The 21,049-nt window shown below is 59.5% G+C and carries 13 protein-coding genes; 7 read left to right on the plus strand and 6 right to left on the minus strand.

Features of this window, described 5'->3' with window-relative positions; translation table 11 throughout:
* The first annotated feature begins 286 nt into the window (after positions 1–286).
* The 4 genes from putP (at position 287) to OK411_RS03345 (ending at position 5,492) form a co-directional block, all read left to right on the plus strand.
* Positions 287–1,771, plus strand: coding sequence for a sodium/proline symporter PutP (gene putP, locus OK411_RS03330; protein ID WP_217864557.1), 1,485 nt, complete (start codon positions 287–289; stop codon positions 1,769–1,771).
* Between the two features lie 350 nt (positions 1,772–2,121).
* Positions 2,122–4,137 carry a type VI secretion system tip protein TssI/VgrG gene (gene tssI / locus OK411_RS03335; RefSeq protein ID WP_264364414.1) on the plus strand — a complete coding sequence of 672 codons (2,016 nt, stop codon included), beginning with the start codon at positions 2,122–2,124 and terminating at the stop codon, positions 4,135–4,137.
* Entirely contained in the window at positions 4,127–4,840 is a 714-nt protein-coding gene (locus OK411_RS03340; protein WP_264364415.1) for a DUF4123 domain-containing protein, read from the plus strand. Before tssI ends, OK411_RS03340 begins: the two co-directional genes overlap by 11 nt.
* Positions 4,841–5,171: 331 nt before the next feature.
* The gene (locus tag OK411_RS03345) at positions 5,172–5,492 is read left to right on the plus strand and encodes a hypothetical protein (protein ID WP_122751665.1); all 321 of its coding nucleotides are present in this window, start codon (positions 5,172–5,174) and stop codon (positions 5,490–5,492) included.
* Between the two features lie 94 nt (positions 5,493–5,586).
* On the opposite strand, the gene OK411_RS03350 is transcribed toward OK411_RS03345, so the two are convergent.
* On the minus strand, positions 5,587–6,000 hold the full coding sequence (locus OK411_RS03350; RefSeq protein WP_264364416.1) for a hypothetical protein: 414 nt from the start codon (positions 5,998–6,000) through the stop codon (positions 5,587–5,589).
* Positions 6,001–6,331: 331 nt separating this feature from the next.
* Between OK411_RS03350 and OK411_RS03355 the strand changes: the two genes are divergently transcribed.
* Positions 6,332–7,171, plus strand: coding sequence for a 23S rRNA (adenine(2030)-N(6))-methyltransferase RlmJ (locus tag OK411_RS03355; RefSeq protein WP_016772007.1), 840 nt, complete (start codon positions 6,332–6,334; stop codon positions 7,169–7,171).
* A 123-nt stretch (positions 7,172–7,294) separates the two neighbouring features.
* Here OK411_RS03355 and msrA read toward each other — a convergent pair whose 3' ends face one another.
* The 5 genes from msrA to aceE form a co-directional block, all read right to left on the minus strand.
* Positions 7,295–7,960: a peptide-methionine (S)-S-oxide reductase MsrA gene (gene msrA, locus OK411_RS03360; protein WP_264364417.1), complete on the minus strand. Its 666-nt coding sequence runs from the start codon at positions 7,958–7,960 to the stop codon at positions 7,295–7,297.
* Between the two features lie 195 nt (positions 7,961–8,155).
* Positions 8,156–10,852 carry a putative bifunctional diguanylate cyclase/phosphodiesterase gene (locus tag OK411_RS03365; RefSeq protein WP_122699824.1) on the minus strand — a complete coding sequence of 899 codons (2,697 nt, stop codon included), beginning with the start codon at positions 10,850–10,852 and terminating at the stop codon, positions 8,156–8,158.
* A 254-nt stretch (positions 10,853–11,106) separates the two neighbouring features.
* Entirely contained in the window at positions 11,107–12,504 is a 1,398-nt protein-coding gene (locus OK411_RS03370; RefSeq protein WP_217879198.1) for an alkaline phosphatase D family protein, read from the minus strand.
* Between the two features lie 276 nt (positions 12,505–12,780).
* Complete coding sequence (aceF, locus tag OK411_RS03375; RefSeq protein WP_130899570.1) at positions 12,781–14,742, minus strand: dihydrolipoyllysine-residue acetyltransferase; 1,962 nt, start codon at positions 14,740–14,742, stop codon at positions 12,781–12,783.
* 11 nt (positions 14,743–14,753) lie between these two features.
* Entirely contained in the window at positions 14,754–17,399 is a 2,646-nt protein-coding gene (aceE, locus tag OK411_RS03380) for a pyruvate dehydrogenase (acetyl-transferring), homodimeric type (RefSeq protein WP_024011316.1), read from the minus strand.
* A 262-nt stretch (positions 17,400–17,661) separates the two neighbouring features.
* Here aceE and OK411_RS03385 point away from each other — a divergent pair, with 262 nt between their 5' ends.
* Together OK411_RS03385 and glnE are read left to right on the plus strand one after the other, a co-directional pair.
* Complete coding sequence (locus OK411_RS03385) at positions 17,662–17,787, plus strand: hypothetical protein (RefSeq protein WP_256205860.1); 126 nt, start codon at positions 17,662–17,664, stop codon at positions 17,785–17,787.
* The gene (gene glnE / locus OK411_RS03390) at positions 17,784–20,723 is read left to right on the plus strand and encodes a bifunctional [glutamate--ammonia ligase]-adenylyl-L-tyrosine phosphorylase/[glutamate--ammonia-ligase] adenylyltransferase (RefSeq protein ID WP_264364418.1); all 2,940 of its coding nucleotides are present in this window, start codon (positions 17,784–17,786) and stop codon (positions 20,721–20,723) included. The genes OK411_RS03385 and glnE overlap by 4 nt, the downstream gene beginning before the upstream one ends.
* The last annotated feature ends 326 nt before the right edge of the window (positions 20,724–21,049 follow it).

Raw genomic sequence — 21,049 nt, forward strand, 5'->3', positions numbered from 1 at the left:
TAGCAAAGAGCCATGACTGCGACAAAAGGGAGCAAAAACGGGGTGATCGTCGATTAATCCGACTGGGTGCAACTAATTCTCGCGAAACTGGTTGCACCTTATTTGCTTTGTTGCATAGCATTCGCCGCCAAGGTGCAACCGGGAATAACCCGGTGCACCGGCTGATGGCTTTCCTGGGGAAACATCAGTCTTAAATGCGCGGGATCCCGGATCGTCTGCCAAACGTCGTCGTTTGCGAGCGGTTCACCACCGCCGCTACATAAAAACAAAGCCAGGGCGTAACTCAATGAGCGTAAGCAATCCAACCCTGATCACGTTCGTGATCTACATCGCAGCAATGGTGCTGATCGGCTTGATGGCCTATCGCTCCACCAACAACCTTTCCGACTATATTCTCGGTGGTCGCAGCCTCGGCAGCGTCGTCACCGCGCTGTCTGCCGGTGCCTCCGACATGAGCGGCTGGTTGCTGATGGGCCTGCCGGGCGCCATCTACATGTCCGGTCTGTCCGAAAGCTGGATCGCCATCGGCCTGATCGTCGGTGCCTACCTGAACTGGCTGTTTGTCGCCGGCCGTCTGCGTGTGCAGACCGAGCACAACGGCGATGCCCTGACTCTGCCGGATTATTTTTCCAGCCGTTTCGAAGATAAAAGCGGCTTGCTGCGGATTATCTCGGCGATCGTGATTCTGGTGTTCTTTACCATCTACTGCGCTTCCGGCATCGTCGCTGGTGCCCGTCTGTTCGAAAGCACGTTCGGCATGACCTACGAAACGGCGCTGTGGGCCGGTGCTGCGGCGACGATTGCCTACACCTTCATCGGCGGTTTCCTCGCAGTGAGCTGGACCGACACCGTCCAAGCCACGCTGATGATCTTCGCGCTGATCCTTACGCCGATCATCGTCCTGCTGGCCACAGGCGGCGTTGACACCACGTTCCTCGCCATCGAAGCGCAAGATCCAAGCAACTTCGACATGCTCAAAGGCACAACCTTCATCGGCATCATCTCGCTGATGGGCTGGGGTCTGGGCTACTTCGGCCAGCCGCACATCCTCGCGCGTTTCATGGCGGCGGATTCGGTGAAGTCGATCGCCAAGGCGCGTCGCATTTCCATGGCCTGGATGATCCTGTGCCTGGGCGGCACCGTTGCGGTGGGCTTCTTCGGTATCGCTTACTTCTCGGCGCACCCGGAAGTAGCCGGTCCTGTGATCGAGAATCCGGAGCGCGTGTTCATCGAACTGGCGAAAATCCTCTTCAACCCATGGGTTGCCGGTGTACTGCTGTCGGCCATTCTGGCTGCGGTGATGAGCACCCTGAGCTGCCAGTTGCTGGTGTGCTCGAGCGCCCTGACCGAAGACTTCTATAAAGCCTTCCTGCGCAAATCCGCTTCGCAACTGGAGCTGGTCTGGGTCGGTCGTGCCATGGTGCTGCTGGTAGCCCTGATTGCTATCGCGCTGGCTGCCAACCCGGAAAACCGCGTACTGGGCCTGGTCTCCTACGCCTGGGCCGGTTTCGGTGCTGCATTCGGTCCGGTGGTGCTGATTTCGGTGGTCTGGAAAGACATGACCCGCAACGGCGCACTGGCCGGTATTCTGGTCGGCGCGATCACCGTGGTGGTCTGGAAGCATTTCGAACTGCTGGGTCTGTACGAAATCATTCCGGGCTTCATCTTCGCCAGCCTGGCCATCTACTTTGTCAGCAAGGCGGGTGAACCGACTCGCGGCATGGTTGAGCGTTTCGAGGCAGCGGAAAAAGACTTCCATCTGAACAAGTGATGGACTGAGCTTCGGCTCACATGAAAACGGCCCGTTTCCTAGAGGAAGCGGGCCGTTTTTTTGTGCCTGTGATTTCTCGAATTCTGTGGAAATCCATTGTGGGAGCGAGCCTGCTCGCGAATGCGATTGATCATTCAATGAATGTGTCGACTGACATGCCGCTTTCGCGAGCAGGCTCGCTCCCACAGGGTGGGTGGCAGGTTTGATTGAATTGTCTGTAGTCGAACGGCCGAATTAACAAGGTCCTTTCAGCAAACCACGTAGGGCAAATCTGAATTTCCCGTCACCTGCTCGGCACCCCTTGCCCCTCATGCAGAATCGCCCGCCCTCACACTGCAGAGAGACATCGGATGTTCGCGCCTGCCAATCAACCGCGTTTCACGTTGACCCTCGAAGGCGCCCGGCATGACCTCAAAGTCCTTGAGTTCACGGGCAGGGAAGCCATCAGCCAACCCTTTCGCTTCGAGCTGGAACTGGTCAGCGAGCGGCCGGACCTGGATCTGGAAAGCCTGCTGCATGGTCAGGCGTTTCTGAGTTTCGATGCTCAGGGTTGCGGTATTCATGGTCAGATTTATCAGGTCGGACAGGGTGATTCCGGGAAACGTCTGACACGCTATCACCTCAGCCTTGTCCCGCGTCTGACGTATCTGGGGCATCGCATCAACCAGCGTATTTTTCAGCATCAGAGCGTGCCGCAAATTGTCACGCAGATCCTCAAGGACCATTCGATCCTGCGCGATGCTTTTGAATTTCGCCTGGGCAGCGAATACCCGGAGCGCGAATACTGCGTGCAATACGCCGAAAGCGATCTGGCCTTTATCCAGCGCCTGTGTGCCGAAGTAGGCATTCATTACCACTTTCAACACAGCCCCGAAGGCCATTTGCTGGTGTTCGGCGACGACCAGACCGTATTCCCCAAGCTGCCCGCGCCGACGCTGTATTTGCCGGGCAGCGGCATGTCGGCGGGCGCGCCGGCGATTCAGCGTTTCAATGTGCGCGTGGAAACCCGCACCAGCGTCGTCACCCGGCGCGACTACAACTTCGAAAAACCACGGCTGTCTCTGGAAAGTCGCAGTGACGGCGAGCAGCGTCCGGTGCTGGAGGACTATCATTTTCCCGGCCAATTCAGTGATCGTGAAACCGGCAAACAGCTGACTCGGCGAGCGCTGGAACGGCACGTCGCCGATTACTGTCAGGCCGAGGGCAGCAGCGACGAATCCTCGCTGGTCTGCGGCCATTTCCTGCAACTCACCGAGCATCCGCGCAGCGACTGGAATGATCTGTGGTTGCTCACCTGTGTCGAGCATCGCGGCCGTCAGCCGCAGGTGCTGGAGGAATCGGTGACCAGCGATGGCGAATCCTTTCAGGGCTACCGCAATACTTTCGTCGCCACGCCGTGGGACGTGGTCTTTCGTCCGGCGCTGTGCCCGGAAAAACCGCGCATGTCGGGCTACCAACCTGCCGTGGTCACCGGCCCGAAAGATCTGGAAATCCATTGCGATGAATATGGACGGGTCAAAGTGCAACTGGCCTGGGATCGTGATGGCGAACTCAACGAGCACTCCAGTTGCTGGCTGCGCGTCGCGACCGGTTGGGCTCACGATCACTACGGCAGCGTGTTGATTCCGCGAGTCGGCATGGAAGTGCTGGTCGGCTTCATTGATGGCGATGCCGACAAACCGCTGGTCATGGGTTGTTTGCCGAATGCGGCGACCCCTGTGCCGCTGGATCTGCCGGCAGACAAGACCCGAAGCGTGTTCCGCAGCCAGAGCAGCCCCGGAGGTGGCGGTTATAACGAACTGCGCATCGAGGATAAAAAAGGCGCCGAGGAAATCTACCTGCGTGCCCAGCGCAACTGGACCCAGCATGTGCTCAACGACCAGCAGCTGCAGGTCGATAATCAGCGCAGTGTGGTGGTCACCGGCACCGCCCGGCATGAACTCAAGGCCGACGAACAGCGCATCACCCACGGCCAGCGCCAGACCGAAGTCAGGCAGGATGATCATTTGTCCGTGCTCGGCGACCGGCAGGTGCGGGTGAACAGCCAGGCCACCAGCGCCTCGGCGCAGATCCATATCAGCGCAGGCCAGCAAGTGGTCATTGATGGCGGCGCGAGCGCGACGATTCAGGCCGGCGGACAGTGGATCAACATCGGCCCCGGCGGAATTTTCAGCAGCGTGCCGATTGTTGTGGGTGGCGCGCCAATGGCGGCAACGAGTGCGGCACCGGTGGTGCCGGGCTTGCCAGAGAAACTGGTCGCTGCGCCGGCGGCGATTCTCACCGCCGCACAGATCATGAGTCTCAAAGGTGATGCGCCTTTCTGCGAAGAGTGTGAGCGTTGTAAGGATGGTGTCTGTGCAGCGTGAGGAATTGACACCCGAACAATGGCTGGCGCGGCAACCGCTGCATGCGTCGGAACAACTGTTCGCCATTTTCAGCCGCGCCAGCGATGCCGATGCTTTCAAAGCCTGGCAGGGCAGGGCGAATCCGGTCTGGGCCGAGACGATTTATGCCGAGTGGGACGCGGTGATGCCCTATGTGGGAATTGTCGCTGCGGACAGTGAGTTTTTACGTTGGGTGGCGGAAACAGAATCCCGGGATTGGGGATGGTTGGCGGTGTCTTCGGCGGATCTTGACGTGCTGGTCGAACATTTCCGCAGCCTGACTCAAGTGCTGATGCCGGACGGTAAAGCGGTGTTTTTCCGCTTTTGGGATGGTCGGTTTCTGCTGCCTCTTTTGCAGTCTGACGAGGTCATTCCCGCGCAATGGCTGCCAGTCGTTTCACGAGCCTTGATCAATGGCCAAGCCATTGAAATCGGGGGGCGTGCGCTGGTTTCGGGGCGGGTCTTTCCGTGGTGGAGCGTGCCGCAATCGCTGTTGGCGCAGACTGATGCAAGCGTACGCATCGCCAATGCTTTGCAATGGCTGAGCGAGGAGCAACCGGCCGTGTTCGAGGCGTTTCCCGAGGCTGTTTTGCGCTGCAAGGTCGGGCAGTTTTTAAAATTATCGATGTCGGAAGATTCGTCACGATCGGCGCTTCTGGAGTTTTTGCTGGCAGAGGCAGAGTGAAATTTCGGGGCAAACGCTTCGGACGTTTCCTTCGAATCGCGGCGGCTTTCATGAACTGGTGCGTGGTGAGTTGCAGGGATAGTCTTTTCGTTGTCACTGCGAGAGCGGTGGCAGGGTGAAGGATCCCCGCATTCATGACGTTACAGTTCGTTGGCTTTTTGCGGCACTTGGTTCAAGTCCGTAAGATCGTTCGCGGCGGCTGTGCGTGGGGCACGCTTCGGCGTGGCCGAGGTCCATGATTGCTCGGTTCCTACTCCTGCGCACAGCTGCCACCCTAACCCGTAGGAAGGTGTGATGGCGGCTCACGTTTATCAATCATGGGGCCCGGAAAATGACCAATATGCATACTGATTCACCCTACGAAAAAATCACGCCTCACCCCGACAACCGCTTCATGGCCCTTACCGGCAATTGCAGCGACATGCCCAGCCTGTTCGTCGACACCCATGTGCCTCTCGACATCCTCATGGACGCTGCCAACCACCGCATCCGCGCCGTGGTTCAGGTCCTGGAAAACATGTGCATGCGCGGCTCGATCGAATGCGACTCCGTGATCCTCAGCGACTTCGCCCTGCTGTGCGCCATCCCATTGCGCGATGGCTGTGATGTGCTCGATGTCATCGGCAAGCGCTTGCGCAGCTTGCCCGCCTGAAGATCGAAAGGCCGCAGCCTTCGGCAGAGTGAGCGCCTATCCCATGTGGGAGCCGCCGAAGGCTGCGATCTTTTGATTGATTGAAATCGGGGGGTCAGTCAGAGATGTAGGCATCTTGGGTTTTGATAAAGCGGTTGAACGCTTCGGAGTTGTAGATCTTCAGGCACGCAAGGAACACCACTTTTTCATTTGAGAGTTTGCTGCGTGACGGTGTCTGCTGGTAAGCCGCCGATATGTAGCTCAGTGTTTCTTTATAGGGATCGTGCAGCACTTGCAGCGTGTCTTCATCTTGCAGGATGGAATGTAGGCCGTTGCCCATGAATGAATAGGCATTGGCGGACAGCGCAATGTCTTTTTCCAGCGCTGAGCGTTCGTTGAATGGCTTCAGAATGCAGTGGCCCAGCCCGTAGTTCTTTAGTGTCTGGCGTGCCTGTTCAATGTGGGTTTCGTCGGCAAGGGCGAGGTATGGACTTAGAAGGCTGAGTGAACAGATGATGAGATACCGCATGAGTTTTTGACTTCCTGTCGTTCATGGTTAGCCAGTTTAACGCCATAAAAGCAAAGCCCCTCACCCTAGCCCTCTCCCAGAGGGAGAGGGGACTGACCGAGTTGTCTGGGTGATGTACGCCGACTTGCGACTTCAGTGGTGAACTTCGCTTGGCCAAGCCTGAGATCACGTGGATCATTCAGGTCGACGTAATTCGCAAGATCGCCACCGTCAGTCCCCTCTCCCTCCGGGAGAGGGCTAGGGTGAGGGCAGGCTTTTTGTCCGCTCGGCCGCCAACCCCTGACTTGCCGACCGGTAAAAGGTAAACTTTGCGGCCCTCGCAGGAGCAGCCATGAATTATCGTCACGCCTTCCATGCCGGCAATCACGCCGATGTGTTCAAACACCTGACCTTGACCCGCCTCATAGCCCTGATGTCGCGCAAGGAGCAGCCGTTTGCCTATCTCGACACGCACGCCGGCATTGGTCTGTATGACTTGCAGGGCGATCAGGCCAATCGCACCGGCGAGTACCTGGAAGGCATTGCGCGGTTGTGGGATCAGCCGGACCTGCCGGCGCTGACCGCTGATTACATGAAGGTGCTGCACGAGATGAACCCGGATGGCCAGTTGCGCTATTACCCGGGTTCGCCGGAGCTGGCACGGCGTCTGACGCGGCCGCAGGATCGGGTGATGCTCAACGAGAAGCACCCGGAAGATGGCGTGTTGCTCAAGGACAACATGGCCGGCGATCGTCGAGTGAAAGTGCATCTGGGCGAGGGCTGGCATGTGGCGCGGGCGATGTTGCCGGTGCAGGAAAAGCGCGCGGTGATGCTGATCGATCCGCCGTTCGAGCAACTCGACGAGATGCAGCGTTGCGCGGCGTCGATGAAAGAAGCCATCGGCCGCATGCGCCAGACTGTGGCTGCGATCTGGTATCCGGTGAAGGATCAGCGTGCACTGCGGCGTTTCTATCAGGACCTGGCAGGCACGGGTGCACCGAAGTTGCTGCGTGTGGAGCTGCTGGTGCATCCGCTGGACACGCCGAACAGCCTGAACGGTTCCGGGCTGGCGATCGCCAATCCGCCGTGGGGGCTGGAGGAAGAACTGCGGGAGCTGCTGCCGTGGTTGTCGAAGAAGCTTGGGCAGACCCAGGGTGGCTGGCAGATGGATTGGTTGATTGCCGAGAGTTGATCGCCGAGCGATCGTTCCCACGCTCCGCGTGGGAATGCCTCAATGGACGCTCTGCGTCCGCTGTCAGGACGCGGAGCGTCCCGGGCTGCGTTCCCACGCAGAGCGTGGGAACGATCAGTCGGGCTAGTTGCCCGCAAGGCTCGCAGGCATGCACACGCCGGTGCCGCCAATCCCGCAGTAACCTTCAGGGTTTTTCGCCAGATACTGCTGGTGATAGGCCTCTGCAAAGTACACGGGCGGGGCTTGGTCGATCTCGGTGCTGATTTCACCCAGACCGGCCTTGGCCAGTTCCGCCTGATACACGTCTTTGCTTTTCAGTGCCGCATCCAGTTGCTCTGGGGTGGTCGCATAGATCACCGAGCGGTACTGGGTGCCGATGTCGTTGCCCTGACGCATGCCCTGAGTCGGGTTGTGCAGTTCCCAGAACATCGCCAGCAGTTCTTCGTAACTGACTTGAGCCTTGTCATACACCACCAAGACCACTTCGGCGTGGCCGGTCAGGCCCGAGCAGACTTCTTCATAAGTCGGGTTTGGCGTGAAGCCACCGGCGTAACCGACCACGGTGCTGACCACGCCTTCGCGCTGCCAGAAACGTCGTTCCGCGCCCCAGAAGCAACCCAGACCGAAGATTGCAAAGTCGACGTCCTGAAAGAATGGACCGAGCAGCGGGGTGTCATCGAAGACGAAGTGTTTTTCCGGCAGGGTCATCGGGGTTTCGCGGCCGGGCAGGGCTTGTTCTTTGGTTGGAAGCACGTTTTTGTTCACCAGAATTTCCGAGCGCAGAACCATGAGCGTTCCTCTCAGTCAGGTTGGAGGTAAAAAGTCAGACCGCCAGTGTGCCGAATGATGCCGGAATTCGCACTATCAAAACTGTGGGAGCGAGCCTGCTCGCGAAAGCGGGGTGTCAGGCGACGAAGATGTCGACGGTTTTATCGCCTTCGCGAGCAGGCTCGCTCCCACAAGGGATCTTCATAGAAGCCGGCGTTAGAGACAGAGCGGGCCGCGCGGATAGCGCTTGAGCGCTTTGATCAGTTCATCACCCGGAATCGGTCGGTCGAACAGATAACCCTGACCGACGTCGCAACGATGCCGGCGCAGGAACGCCAGTTGCTCGGCGGTTTCGATGCCTTCGGCGACGACCTTGAGTTTCAGGTTGTGGGCCATGGCGATCACGGCGGAGGTGATTTCCATGTCGTCCTGGTTGTCGGGGATTTCATGGATGAAGCTGCGATCGATCTTGATGATGTCGATCGGGAATTTCTTCAGATAGCTCAGCGACGAGTACCCGGTGCCGAAGTCATCCATGGCCAGGGTCAGGCCCAGGCGCTTGAGCTGGTCGAGCTGCAAATGCGTGTCTTCGGTGGCTTCCAGCAACAAGCCTTCGGTCAGCTCCAGTTCGAGCAGACTGGCCGGCAGCGCTTCTTCCCTGAGGATGTTGGCGATCGAGGCGACCAGATCCGGATCGGAGAACTGTTTCGGTGACAGATTGATTGCCACCTGCAGATTGCCCAGGCCGGCAGCGGTCAGGGATTTGCTCATGCGGCAGGCCTGACGGGCGATCCATTTGCCGATCGGAATGATCAGGCCGGTTTCCTCGGCGACGCTGATGAACTGGTCCGGGCGAATCATGCCGCGTTCCGGATGGTTCCAACGCAACAGCGCTTCCATGCCCAGCAGGCGACCGCTGCGCAGGCACAGCTTGGGCTGGTAGAACACGTCCAGCTCGTTCTGCGTGAGGGCGCGGCGCAGGTTGTTCTCGACGAACAGTTTGTAACTGGCTTCAGCGTTCAGCGCTTCTGTGAACACCTGCAACTGGTGTTTGCCGTTGGCCTTGGCCTTGTGCAGTGCCAGACCGGCGTTGCGCATCAGGGTCTGCGGATCGCGCCCGTGTAGCGGCGCGCAGGCCAGGCCGACGGAGCCGGTGACGCTGATCAATTGGTTATCGACGAACATCGGCTTGTCGAGGGTCATCAGCAACTGACTGGCGATCTGCTGCCCGGCTTCAAGGTCGGTGTCGTCGAGCAACACGGCGAATTCGTTACTGGCAAAACGCGCCAGGCTGCCACTCGGGCTGAGGCTGTTGCGCAGGCGCCGGGCGAGGCTGATCAACAGTTTGTCGCCAGTCTGGTGGCCGAGGCTGTCGTTGATCCGCTTGAAGTTGTCGATGTCCACCAGCAACAGGCTGATCGGCGTATCGCTGTCGCGGGCGAAGCGCTCGTCGAGATTGCGGATGAATGCCGGACGGTTGCCGAGGTTGGTCAGGTTGTCGGTGTAGGCCAGGCGCTCGATACGTTGCTGCGCGAGTTTGGTCTGGGTGATGTCTTCGTAGATGCCGATGTAATGCGTCAGCTCACGGTTATCGCCATAGACCTTGGAAATCGACAGCTGGCCCCAGTACGGTTCGAGGTTCTTGCGGCGGCTTTTGAATTCGCCCTGCCAGCTGTTGCTCTGGGCCAGCGCCGAGGGCGCGTCGAACAGCAGTTCGCTTAGGTTTTCCAGCGCCGGCAATTCCGACAGGCGCTGGCCGTGGACTTCCTCGGTGGTGTACTGGGTGATCGCGGTGAAGCTCGGATTGACGTACTCGACCACGCCGTCGCAGTTGACCAGCAAAAAGGCGTTGGCGCTTTGCTCGACCGCGCGCTGAAACAGGTGCAGGGCGCTGGTGGCAGTGCGGCGGTTGTGATTGTTGATCACTTGTGCGAACTGGTCGGCGAGCTCACCGGCAAAGGCGATTTCGTCGGACTGCCAGGCGCGGGTGACGCCGGTCTGTTCCAGGCACAACACGCCGACTACCTGGCCGTCGACGCGAATGCTGGCATCGAGCATCGCGTTGACGTCACGCGGACGCATCGCCTCGGCCATCTCGCGGGTGCGCGGGTCGTGCATGGCGTTGTGCGCATCGATGGCGCGGCTGCTGTGCAGCGCTTCCATGTAATCGGGGAAGCCGCTGATATCGATCGGCTCCGGCAGAATGTATTCCTGAGTTGCGCGGTGGTAGGCGGAGATCGGCAGCAAGCGCTGGCCTTCGAGGTTCCACAGGCTGGCGCAGTCGATTTCGTAGATATCGCAGGCGCAGCGGGTGATCAGCTCGGCGGCTTCCTGCAGCGAGTTGTGCGTGCTGTAGCGTTGGCGTGCGAGCAGCAGAATCAGATCCTGCTGGGCGCGCACGCGTTCCAGATGCTGCAGTTGTTCCTGCTGGGCACGCTGGTTCAGCTCAAGGGCGATTTGCAGGCGCGAGTTCTGGGTTTCCAGGTCGACCGAAGGCAGCGCCTGGGTTTCGTCGAACACCTCGTCGACGGCCAGCAGGTAGCCGCGCAGCAAATGCCGGTTGTGCTGTTTGTAGGCTTCGCCCAGCTCGAGCATGTTCAACGCGCCGGCGGCGGTGTGCAGGGTGTAGCGCACCACGTAATGCGCGCTTTTGCTCAGTTGCTGCTGGATCGCGTCATGCAGTTGATAGCGCGCTTCGGGCTCCATCAGGCTGGCGTAGGGCGAGCCGACCAGTGCGCAGAGCTCGACGGCCGGCTGGCCAAACTGGCGTTCGCAGTTGGGATCGAGGAACAGCATTGCCCAACTGGCTTCATTCAAGCGCTCGAAACGCAGCATGCCGAGCCGCGAGGGCACCGGCAACTGCGTCACTACCTCGGCCGCCATACGGCTGGCGGCATCGGGCTGGCTCTTCATGAAGGAAACTCGCTTGGAAATATGCTGAATGCGCCGGGCTCTCGCCCTCTTGTCTGTTGGCTGCGGCAAGGTTGCATCATTGCGGCACCGACTGACAAGAGAGATGAAGGCCAAGTGCTATAAGAATATGTCGGCTGCAGTGAACATTTCTCCAGTGCACAACTGAAATGAGCAGAAGATCGCAGCCTTGAACAACTCTTGCAGGCGCCACGTAGCCATATAGGAGCTGCCAAAGGCTGCGATCTTTTGGTGTTTCAACGCAATTTCATACTGATCGACTGCAACTTCTTGCCATCGCGGTCATGGTAATTGACCAATATCTGATCAGCTTCAACGACCACATGCGCAAAATTGTCCTGACTCACCACGGCACTGGTGAGCTCGTGCCGATAATTCCCGGCTGCCGTGCGCACCAGCGGTTGATCGAGGATAAACGTTGAAGCCTTGGCATACGGCAGCAATTTGCTGTTGTGCAGCGGCGAGGACACGATGGTGTGCACCTCGAAATCGGTGTCCTCGCTGTGACTCAAGCGACTGGTCAGCGAGCCATGGACGTCGCCGGAGACGAACACCACGTTCTTGATCCGGTGAGTGCGGATGGTTTCCAGCAGGCGCAGACGCTGCTCGGGAAAAGCTTTCCAGGCATCGTCACCGTTGAACTTGCGATCGGGATAGAACATCACGCTGGTCACCACGAACTTCACCCGTGCCGGGCTATGGATCAGCCATTGCAGCAGGGCCTGTTCTTGCTCGATGTCGAGAATGCGCCGGTCATCCTTCGACAAGTTACGTCGGGTGCGACTGTCGGTGACGAACCAGGCGATATCGCTGTCGCCGAACTGATACCAATAATGCTTCAAGGTATTCCGGTCTATCTGGCCCTCGCTGTTATATGCGTAAACCGGACTGTGGCTGGCTTGATAAAGTTCATAAGCAGCCATGGCGTTGCGATACAAGTCCTTGTCCGCATCTTTTGCATTGGCGGGCCAGTTATCTTCTATTTCATGATCGTCGAGCATCATGTAAGTCGATGTATTGGACATCAATCGTCGAATGTTCGGTTGCGAGAATGCCGTTCGATACTTCTTCAGAATGTCTTTGGCTTCGCGATCCGGAGCAATGATATTCAAATCATCTACATACACTTGATCGCCGGTCATGATCACCGCGCTGACGGGTAGATGACTGCTCTCGACAAGTTGATTGATCGAGCCAAAGATGCGATCGCCCAGTTGCGGCAACGAAGCAATCCCCGCGGTGATCCGCAGATAACGGCAAGATCCGACGATAAAGCCCCGGGGCTGGCTGGCTTGCGCGGTGCGGGTACGAAAGCGGTAGAGCTGTCGCGGCCATTGCAGTGGAAACTCCACCACTGTGTCGATGGTGTGTACCGGATTCATCGGGCTTAGCCAGCCGGCTTGATATTCGTATTCACAATCGGCGTCCAGCCGCTGTAATACCAGTACACCCGACATGTCATTGGCCGGGTTCAAAAGTGCAAATACGCTGTTCGACCATTTTTCCGTTCCGGCCTTGCGGGCGCGAACTCCTGCAAATACGCGTTTTTTGTCCTGTTGTTCGCCGCGCATGAAAATGCGCACTTCGTTAGTTGTGGCGTGGCCCACGATGGGGCCGATAGTCGGTTTGAACATGATCGATTCCGTTCGAGATTTTAATAAGATGAATTAAATAAGCGGAGCGCATTGAAGCAACTTTCCTGAGCAGAGGTTAGTTGGCCGGCGGCAGAAAATATTGGCGTTAAGTGGACCAGACCTGTGGCCGATGTCAGCGCAGGTTGTAGGAAAGAGGCGCGATCCGGTTTATTTCAGGCAAAAAAAAGCCCCGTCAATTGACGGGGTTGAGGTACGAGCGTGTGGCGCTCGAAAGGGTGCAGCAAGCGGCCCTCCGTCGCCGGAGGGCCGTTTGGGTTACAGCAGGATGGTGCGGATGTCGCCCAACAGGCTGCCCAGACGCTGAGTGAAGCGTGCAGCTGCAGCGCCGTTGATCACGCGGTGATCGTAGGACAGCGACAGTGGCAGCATCAGCTTCGGCTGGAAGGCTTTGCCGTCCCAGACTGGCTGGATGGTTGCCTTGGAAACACCGAGGATCGCCACTTCCGGCGCGTTGACGATCGGCGTGAAGCCGGTGCCGCCAATGTGGCCGAGGCTGGAAATGGTGAAGCAGGCGCCCTGCATCTCGTCCGAGGACAGCTTCTTGGTGCGGGCTTTTTCAGCCAGCGAAGCCGCTTCAGCAGCCAGTTGCAGCAGGCTCTTCTGATCGACGTTCTTGATCACCGGCACCAGCAGGCCATCCGGAGTGTCGACGGCGAAGCCGATGTTCACGTATTTCTTGCGGATGATCGCCTTGCCGCTTGGTGCCAGCGAACTGTTGAAGTCCGGCAGTTCCTTGAGCAGGTGCGCGCAGGTCTTGAGCAGCAGCGGCAGGATGGTCAGCTTGACGCCAGCCTTCTCGGCCACGGCTTTTTGCGCAACACGGAAGGCTTCCAGCTCGGTGATGTCCGCCGAGTCGAATTGCGTGACGTGTGGCACGTTCAGCCAGCTGCGGTGCAGGTTGGCAGCGCCGACCTGCATCAGGCGGGTCATCGGCACTTCTTCGATTTCGCCGAAACGGCTGAAATCGACCACCGGGATCGGCGGGATGCCTGCGCCACCGGTAGCGCCGCCAGCAGCGGCCGGGGCTTCCTTGGCCTTCTGCATCATCGCCTTGACGTAAACCTGCACGTCTTCCTTGAGGATGCGACCGTGCGGACCGCTGGCGCCAACGGCGCTCAGCTCGACGCCGAACTCACGAGCCAGTTGACGCACGGCAGGGCCGGCGTGAACTTTGGCGCCCGGTTTCGCTGGTGTAGCAGCCGGTGCGGCGGCTGGAGCGGTGGCAGCAGGTGCAGCGGCAGCCGGAGCAGCAGGTGCCGGAGCGCTCGGTGCAGCCGCCGCAGCCGGGGCAGCAGCCGGGGCCGCGCCTTTGACTTTGAGCTTGAGGATCAGGTCGCCGGTGCCGACTTCGTCATCCAGCTTGATCGAAACGCTTTCGACCACGCCAGCGGCAGGCGATGGAATTTCCATGCTCGCCTTGTCGGATTCCAGGGTGATCAGCGACTGGTCGGCTTCGACGGTATCGCCGGCCTTGACCAGCACTTCGATGATCTTGGCTTTGCCAGCCGAACCGATGTCCGGAACGTGGATGTCCTGAACGCTGTCGGCAACCGGTGCAGCCGGAGCAGCAGCCGGGGCTGGCGCAGCGGCAGCAGGCGCAGCAGCCTGAGCCGGAGCGGCGGCAGCCGGGGCCGCAGCACCCGCCACTTCCAGATCCAGAATCAGATCGCCAGTGCCGACTTCGTCGTTGAGCTTGACGCTGATGGCCTTGACCACGCCAGCGGCAGGCGACGGGATTTCCATGCTCGCCTTGTCGGATTCCAGAGTGATCAACGACTGATCAGCTTCGACGCTGTCGCCGACCTTGACCTGGATTTCGATGATCTGCGCCTTGCCCGACGAACCGATGTCCGGCACGTGCACTTGCTGTACCGAAGCGGCAGCAGGAGCAGCGGCAGGCGCGGCAGCAGCTGGTGCCGCAGCCGGTTTCTCTTCGGCTTTCGCAGCAGGTGCGGCGGCAGGTGCAGGGGCCGCTTCAGCGGCGCCCTCGACTTCCAGCTCGAGCAGTTCGTCGCCTTCTTTCAGACGGTCGCCCAGCTTCACTTTCAGGCTCTTGATGACGCCGGCTTTCGGGGCCGGCACTTCCATGCTGGCCTTGTCCGATTCCAGGGTCAGGATGCTCTGGTCGGCTTCGATGCGGTCGCCGACCTTCACAAACAGTTCAATTACTTCACCTTCACCGCTGCCGATGTCAGGTACGCGAATGAGTTCGCTCACAAAATGTCTCCTCAGCAGTCCAGTGGGTTGCGTTTTTCCGGGTCGATGCCGAACTTGGCGATGGCTTCGGCCACAACCTTAGGTTCGATATCACCACGGTCAGCCAGTGCTTCCAGGGCTGCCAACACCACGAAATGACGGTCGACTTCGAAGAAATGACGCAGTTTCTTGCGGCTGTCGCTGCGGCCGAAACCGTCGGTGCCCAGGACTTTGAATTCCTTGGACGGTACCCACTGACGGATCTGCTCGGCGAACAGCTTCATGTAGTCGGTAGAAGCAATGACCGGACCTTTACGGCCGTTCAGGCACTCTTCGACGTAGCTCAGCTTAGGCTTCTGGCCAGGCTTGAGACGGTTGCTGCGCTCTACGGCGAGGCCGTCGCGACGCAGTTCGTTGAAGCTGGTAACGCTCCACACGTCAGCGCCGATGTTGAACTCTTCACGCAGGATCTTCGCCGCTTCACGCACTTCACGCAGGATGGTGCCGGAGCCCATCAGCTGAACGTGGTGCGCCGCATCGCGAGTGTCTTCCTCGAGCAGGTACATGCCTTTCTTGATGCCTTCTTCGGCACCGGCCGGCATGGCTGGCTGCTGGTACGACTCGTTCATCACGGTGATGTAGTAGAAGATGTCCTGTTGCTCTTCGGTCATCTTCTTCATGCCGTCCTGAATGATCACCGCCAGCTCGTAGCCGTAGGTCGGATCGTAGGTGCGGCAGTTCGGGATGGTCGCGGCCAGCAGGTGGCTGTGACCGTCTTCGTGCTGCAGACCTTCACCGTTCAGGGTGGTACGGCCGGCGGTGCCGCCGATCAGGAAGCCACGGGTACGGCTGTCGCCAGCGGCCCAGGCCAGGTCGCCGATACGCTGGAAACCGAACATCGAGTAGAAGATGTAGAACGGCAGCATCGGCTGGTTGTGGCTGGAGTACGAAGTACCGGCAGCGATGAACGAGCTCATGGCGCCTGCTTCGTTGATGCCTTCTTCAAGGATCTGACCTTTCTGGTCTTCCTTGTAGAACATCACCTGGTCTTTATCGACTGGCTCGTAGAGCTGGCCGACGGAGGAGTAGATACCCAGCTGACGGAACATGCCTTCCATGCCGAAGGTACGGGCTTCGTCCGGGATGATCGGGACGATGCGCGGGCCGATTTCCTTGTCCTTGACCAGTTGCGCGAGGATCCGCACGAAAGCCATGGTGGTGGAAATTTCACGGTCGCCCGAGCCATCGAGGATGGCTTTGAGGGTGTCCAGATCCGGAGTCGGTACGCTGAAGCTCTGCGCGCGGCGCTGCGGCACGAAACCGCCCAGTGCGGCACGGCGCTCGGCCAGATAACGCGCTTCGGCGCTGTTTGGCTCCGGCTTGAAGAACGGCAGGTTCTCCAGCTCTTCGTCCTTGACCGGGATGTCGAAGCGGTCGCGGAACAGCTTCAGGCTGTCGACGTCGACTTTCTTGGTGTTGTGCGCAGTGTTTTTCGCTTCGCCGGCACCGGTGCCATAACCCTTGATGGTCTTGGCGAGGATGACGGTCGGTTGTTCCTTGTGGTTGACCGCTTCGTGGTACGCCGCGTAGACCTTGTACGGGTCGTGGCCGCCACGGTTGAGTTTCCAGATCTCGTCGTCGGACAGATCGGCAACCATTGCCTTGAGTTCAGGCGTGTTGAAGAAATGCTCGCGAACGAACGCGCCGTCTTTGGCTTTGTAGTTCTGGTACTCGCCGTCGATGACTTCGTCCATGCGACGTTGCAGGATACCGTCGACGTCTTTGGCCAGCAGCGGGTCCCAGAAACGGCCCCAGATGACTTTGGTCACGTTCCACTGAGCGCCGCGGAACACGCCTTCGAGTTCCTGGATGATCTTGCCGTTGCCGCGAACCGGGCCGTCGAGGCGCTGCAGGTTGCAGTTGATGACGAAGATCAGGTTGTCCAGCTTCTCGCGGCCGGCCAGAGAGATCGCGCCCAGGGATTCCGGCTCGTCGCACTCGCCGTCGCCCAGGAAGCACCAGACTTTCTGTTTGCCCGGCTGGATGAAACCGCGGTGCTCCAGGTACTTCATGAAGCGCGCCTGGTAGATCGCCTGGATCGGACCCAGACCCATCGATACGGTCGGGAACTGCCAGAAGTCAGGCATCAGCCAAGGGTGCGGATAGGACGACAGGCCTTGACCATCGACTTCCTGACGGAAGTTGTTCATCTGGTCTTCGGTGATGCGGCCTTCCATGAATGCGCGGGCGTAAACGCCTGGCGAGGTGTGGCCCTGGAAGTAGATCAGGTCGCCGCCGTGTTCGTCGGTCGGGGCCTGGAAGAAATAGTTGAAGCCGATGTCATACAGGGTCGCACTGGAAGCGAAGCTGGAGATATGACCACCCAGGTCCGAATCTCGCAGGTTCGTGCGCATTACCATGGCCATCGCGTTCCAGCGTACCAGCGAGCGAATGCGGCGTTCCATGAACAGGTCGCCAGGCATGCGTGCTTCGTGGGTAACGGGGATCGTGTTGCGGTAAGGCGTGGTGATCGCGTAAGGGAGCTGCGAGCCGCTGCGGGTCGCGAGTTCGCCCATACGGGTCATCAGATAGTGAGCACGGTCTTCGCCTTCTTTGTCGAGAACCGATTCCAGGGCGTCCAGCCATTCCTGGGTTTCGACGGGATCGAGGTCTTGCATGGCTTGCTCCAGGGCGGAAAGGCTTCCAGAATCGGTTGCCTGAGTTTGCGACTGGCCTTGTGGGCAGACGATTTAAAATTCTTGGATTGCCGACAGGTTGTTCCGGCGGCGTGTAGTTTTACTACAAATCTTCCGGCATTTCAGCCTTTCGAATGTATAGACGAGTAGTAAAACTACAGATGAAAGGCTTGTGGCCTCCGACTGCGTTGTGAGAATAATCGTTAAGGCGGGTCGATTTCCATCCGAATAAGGTGAAAGTTTGATGCTGGATGCCAAAGAAGAAGAAATTTCAGCTATTTCTAACTTTTGTTCGACAGTCCTTCACGTAGCGGGTTTTCATCATTCACTACAAGCGGCCCTCAATACGCCGATCAAGGATAGACCATGACCCTGCCCGTGCTTGCCGAACTGCCCGCCATTCTCCTGCCGTTGGTCAGCCGATCCGAGCAGTCGTTCCGTACGTCCGTCGCCGCCCTTGAAGACGATCACGGCCTGTCGAACTGGACGCCGGAGCGCTGGGCGCAATTCGCCCGCGTCAGCGCCGCCAGCGAATTTGTCATTGAACAGAGCATTCGTGACCCTTTGATGTTGTTGTCGCTGGTCGCGTCCGGCGAACTTGATCGAGCGTTTGCGCCCGGCGAGCTGTGCGCACAGATTGCCGCCGCTGTGAACAGCGCGCAGAGCGAAGACGAACTCGGCCGCGCCTTGCGCCGCCAACGCGCACGCCATCAGGTGCGGATCATCTGGCGCGACCTGACCCGTCAGGCCGATCTGGTGCAGACCTGCCGCGACCTCTCGGACATGGCCGACGCCACCATCGATCAGGCTTATCAATGGCTGTACAGCCGCCATTGCGAGCAATTCGGCACGCCGACCGGCCGGCGCAGTGGTGAGCCGCAGCAGATGGTCATCCTCGGCATGGGCAAACTCGGCGCGGTCGAGCTGAATCTGTCTTCCGACATCGACCTGATCTTCGCCTACCCCGAAGGCGGCGAAACCGTCGGCGTGAAACGCTCGCTGGACAATCAGGAATTCTTCATCCGCCTCGGCCAGCGTCTGATCAAGGCGCTGGATCCGATGACGGTCGACGGCTTCGTCTTCCGCGTCGACATGCGCCTGCGTCCATACGGATCGTCTGGTGCGTTGGTGCTCAGCTTCAACGCGCTGGAGCAGTATTACCAGGATCAGGGCCGCGACTGGGAACGCTACGCGATGATCAAGGCGCGCGTGGTGGCTGGCGATCAGGTTGCCGGCGCGCAGTTGCTCGACATGCTGCGGCCGTTCGTTTATCGGCGCTATCTGGACTTCTCGGCGATCGAAGCGCTGCGCACCATGAAGCAGTTGATCCAGCAGGAAGTGCGGCGCAAGGGCATGGCCGACAACATCAAGCTCGGCTCCGGCGGCATTCGTGAAGTCGAGTTCATCGCTCAGGCCTTTCAATTGATCCACGGTGGCCGCGACCTGAGCCTGCAACAGCGTCCTCTATTAAAGGTGCTGAGCACGCTGGAAGGGCAGGGCTATCTGCCGCCGGCGGTGGTCAGTGAATTGCGCGAAGGGTACGAGTTTCTGCGTTACACCGAACATGCCATTCAAGCGATTGCCGACCGTCAGACGCAGATGCTGCCGGACAGCGCTCAGGATCAGGCGCGGATCGCCTTCATGCTGGGCTTCGCCGATTGGTCGGCGTTCCATGAACAATTGATGTACTGGCGCGGGCGGGTGGCCTGGCATTTCGCCCAGGTGATCGCCGATCCCGATGAGGAAGAGGGCAGCGAAAGCGAAGTGGTGGTCGGTGGCGAATGGCTGCCGCTATGGGAGGAAGAACAGGACGAGGAGGCCGCGTGCCGGCAGTTGCAGGAGGGCGGTTTCGTCGATGCCGGCAAAGCCCTGAAAGCGCTGGCCGGTTTGCGTGGCAGTCCGCAATTGCGCGCGATGCAGCGGCTGGGACGCGAGCGTCTCGATGCCTTTATTCCACGACTGCTTGCGCAAGCAGTGGAGCATGACAATCCCGATCTGGTACTCGAGCGCGTGCTGCCGCTGGTGGAAGCGGTGGCGCGGCGCTCGGCGTATCTGGTTTTGCTCACGGAAAACCCGGGCGCGCTGCGCCGCCTGCTGACCTTGTGTGCGGCGAGCCCGTGGATTGCCGAGCAGATCACGCGCTTCCCGTTGCTGCTCGACGAGTTGCTCAACGAAGGTCGGCTGTTCAAGCCGCCGCTGGCGCCGGAACTGGCGGCCGAGTTGCGCGAACGCCTGACGCGAATTCCCGAAGACGACCTCGAGCAGCAAATGGAAGCCCTGCGCCATTTCAAACTGGCGCACCGCTTGCGCGTCGCCGCTTCGGAAATTGCAGGCAGCCTGCCGCTGATGAAAGTCAGCGATTACCTGACCTGGCTGGCCGAAGCGATTCTCGAACAGGTGCTGGCCCTGGCCTGGCGGCAGACCGTGGCCAAGTACGGCACGCCGCTGCGCACCGACGGCACGCTGTGCGATCCCGGCTTCATCATTGTCGGTTATGGCAAAGTCGGCGGTATCGAATTGGGGCATGGTTCCGATCTGGATCTGGTGTTCATCCATGACGGCGATCCGCAGGCGGAAACCGACGGGCCGAAATCCATCGACGGCGCGCAGTTCTTCACGCGTTTGGGGCAGCGGATCATTCATTTGCTCACAGCGCAGACCAACTCCGGCCAGCTGTATGAAGTGGATATGCGCCTGCGTCCCTCCGGTGCTTCCGGGTTGCTGGTGAGTTCCCTCGGCGCGTTCGCGCGCTATCAGGAAAACGAAGCATGGACGTGGGAGCATCAAGCCTTGGTGCGCGCGCGGGTGCTGGTGGGCAGTCAGGATGTTGGCCAGGCCTTCGAGAAAGTACGCGCGCAGGTATTGGGCAAACCTAGGGATCTGGCCAAACTGCAACAGGAAGTCAGCGAGATGCGCGCGAAGATGCGCGACAACCTCGGCACCCGCAGCACTGCGGCCGGCACGGCGGCGAATGCGTTCGACGCGGGCGTGCCGTTTGACCTCAAGCAGGACGCCGGAGGTATCGTCGATATTGAATTTATGGTGCAATACGCGGCCCTGGCGTGGTCGCACAGCCATCCACCGCTGCTGCGCTGGACCGATAACATCCGCATTCTGGAAGAGCTGGAACACGAACGGCTGATGCCCGCCGAAGATGCCAGTCTGTTGCGCGAGGCCTACAAGGCCTATCGCTCCGCCGCCCACCGGCAGGCCTTGCAGAAGGACGCCGGGGTGATACCGGGCGACCAGTTTGCCGACGAACGCCGGCAGGTTTTGCGGATATGGAAAGAGATGGGGCTAAGCTGAAAGCGGTTTATGCAGCACCCAATACCCTGTGGGAGCGAGCTTGCTCGCGAAGGCGGAGTGTCAGACGACACCGATGTCGGATGTGATGGCCCCTTCGCGAGCAAGCTCGCTCCCACAGTGATCTGCGCTGAAATGCAGATGTTGAAACAGATGCAAAACCCTGTGGGAGCTGGCTTGCCAGCGATAGCGGAGTATCAGACGACAATAATGTTGAATGTGAAGACCCCATCGCGGGCAAGCCCGCTCCCACAGTAGATCTACAGTGTTTGTAGAATTATCGAGGCGGGGAGGCGTAAATGCCTCCCCGGTTCGTTTTTGGAAACCAC

Origin of the sequence: Pseudomonas sp. RG1 (genome assembly GCF_025910115.1) — a bacterium.
Classification (GTDB): Bacteria; Pseudomonadota; Gammaproteobacteria; order Pseudomonadales; family Pseudomonadaceae; genus Aquipseudomonas; species Aquipseudomonas atacamensis.

What these genes read in the sequence shown, in the direction of transcription:
- putP (WP_217864557.1), top strand. Translation starts at nt 287, where the DNA reads ATGAGCGTAAGCAATCCAACCCTGATCACGTTCGTGATCTACATCGCA.
- tssI (WP_264364414.1), top strand. Translation starts at nt 2,122, where the DNA reads ATGTTCGCGCCTGCCAATCAACCGCGTTTCACGTTGACCCTCGAAGGC.
- OK411_RS03345 (WP_122751665.1), top strand. Translation starts at nt 5,172, where the DNA reads ATGACCAATATGCATACTGATTCACCCTACGAAAAAATCACGCCTCAC.
- OK411_RS03350 (WP_264364416.1), bottom strand. Translation starts at nt 6,000, where the DNA reads ATGCGGTATCTCATCATCTGTTCACTCAGCCTTCTAAGTCCATACCTC.
- OK411_RS03355 (WP_016772007.1), top strand. Translation starts at nt 6,332, where the DNA reads ATGAATTATCGTCACGCCTTCCATGCCGGCAATCACGCCGATGTGTTC.
- msrA (WP_264364417.1), bottom strand. Translation starts at nt 7,960, where the DNA reads ATGGTTCTGCGCTCGGAAATTCTGGTGAACAAAAACGTGCTTCCAACC.
- OK411_RS03365 (WP_122699824.1), bottom strand. Translation starts at nt 10,852, where the DNA reads ATGAAGAGCCAGCCCGATGCCGCCAGCCGTATGGCGGCCGAGGTAGTG.
- OK411_RS03370 (WP_217879198.1), bottom strand. Translation starts at nt 12,504, where the DNA reads ATGTTCAAACCGACTATCGGCCCCATCGTGGGCCACGCCACAACTAAC.
- aceE (WP_024011316.1), bottom strand. Translation starts at nt 17,399, where the DNA reads ATGCAAGACCTCGATCCCGTCGAAACCCAGGAATGGCTGGACGCCCTG.
- OK411_RS03385 (WP_256205860.1), top strand. Translation starts at nt 17,662, where the DNA reads ATGCTGGATGCCAAAGAAGAAGAAATTTCAGCTATTTCTAACTTTTGT.
- glnE (WP_264364418.1), top strand. Translation starts at nt 17,784, where the DNA reads ATGACCCTGCCCGTGCTTGCCGAACTGCCCGCCATTCTCCTGCCGTTG.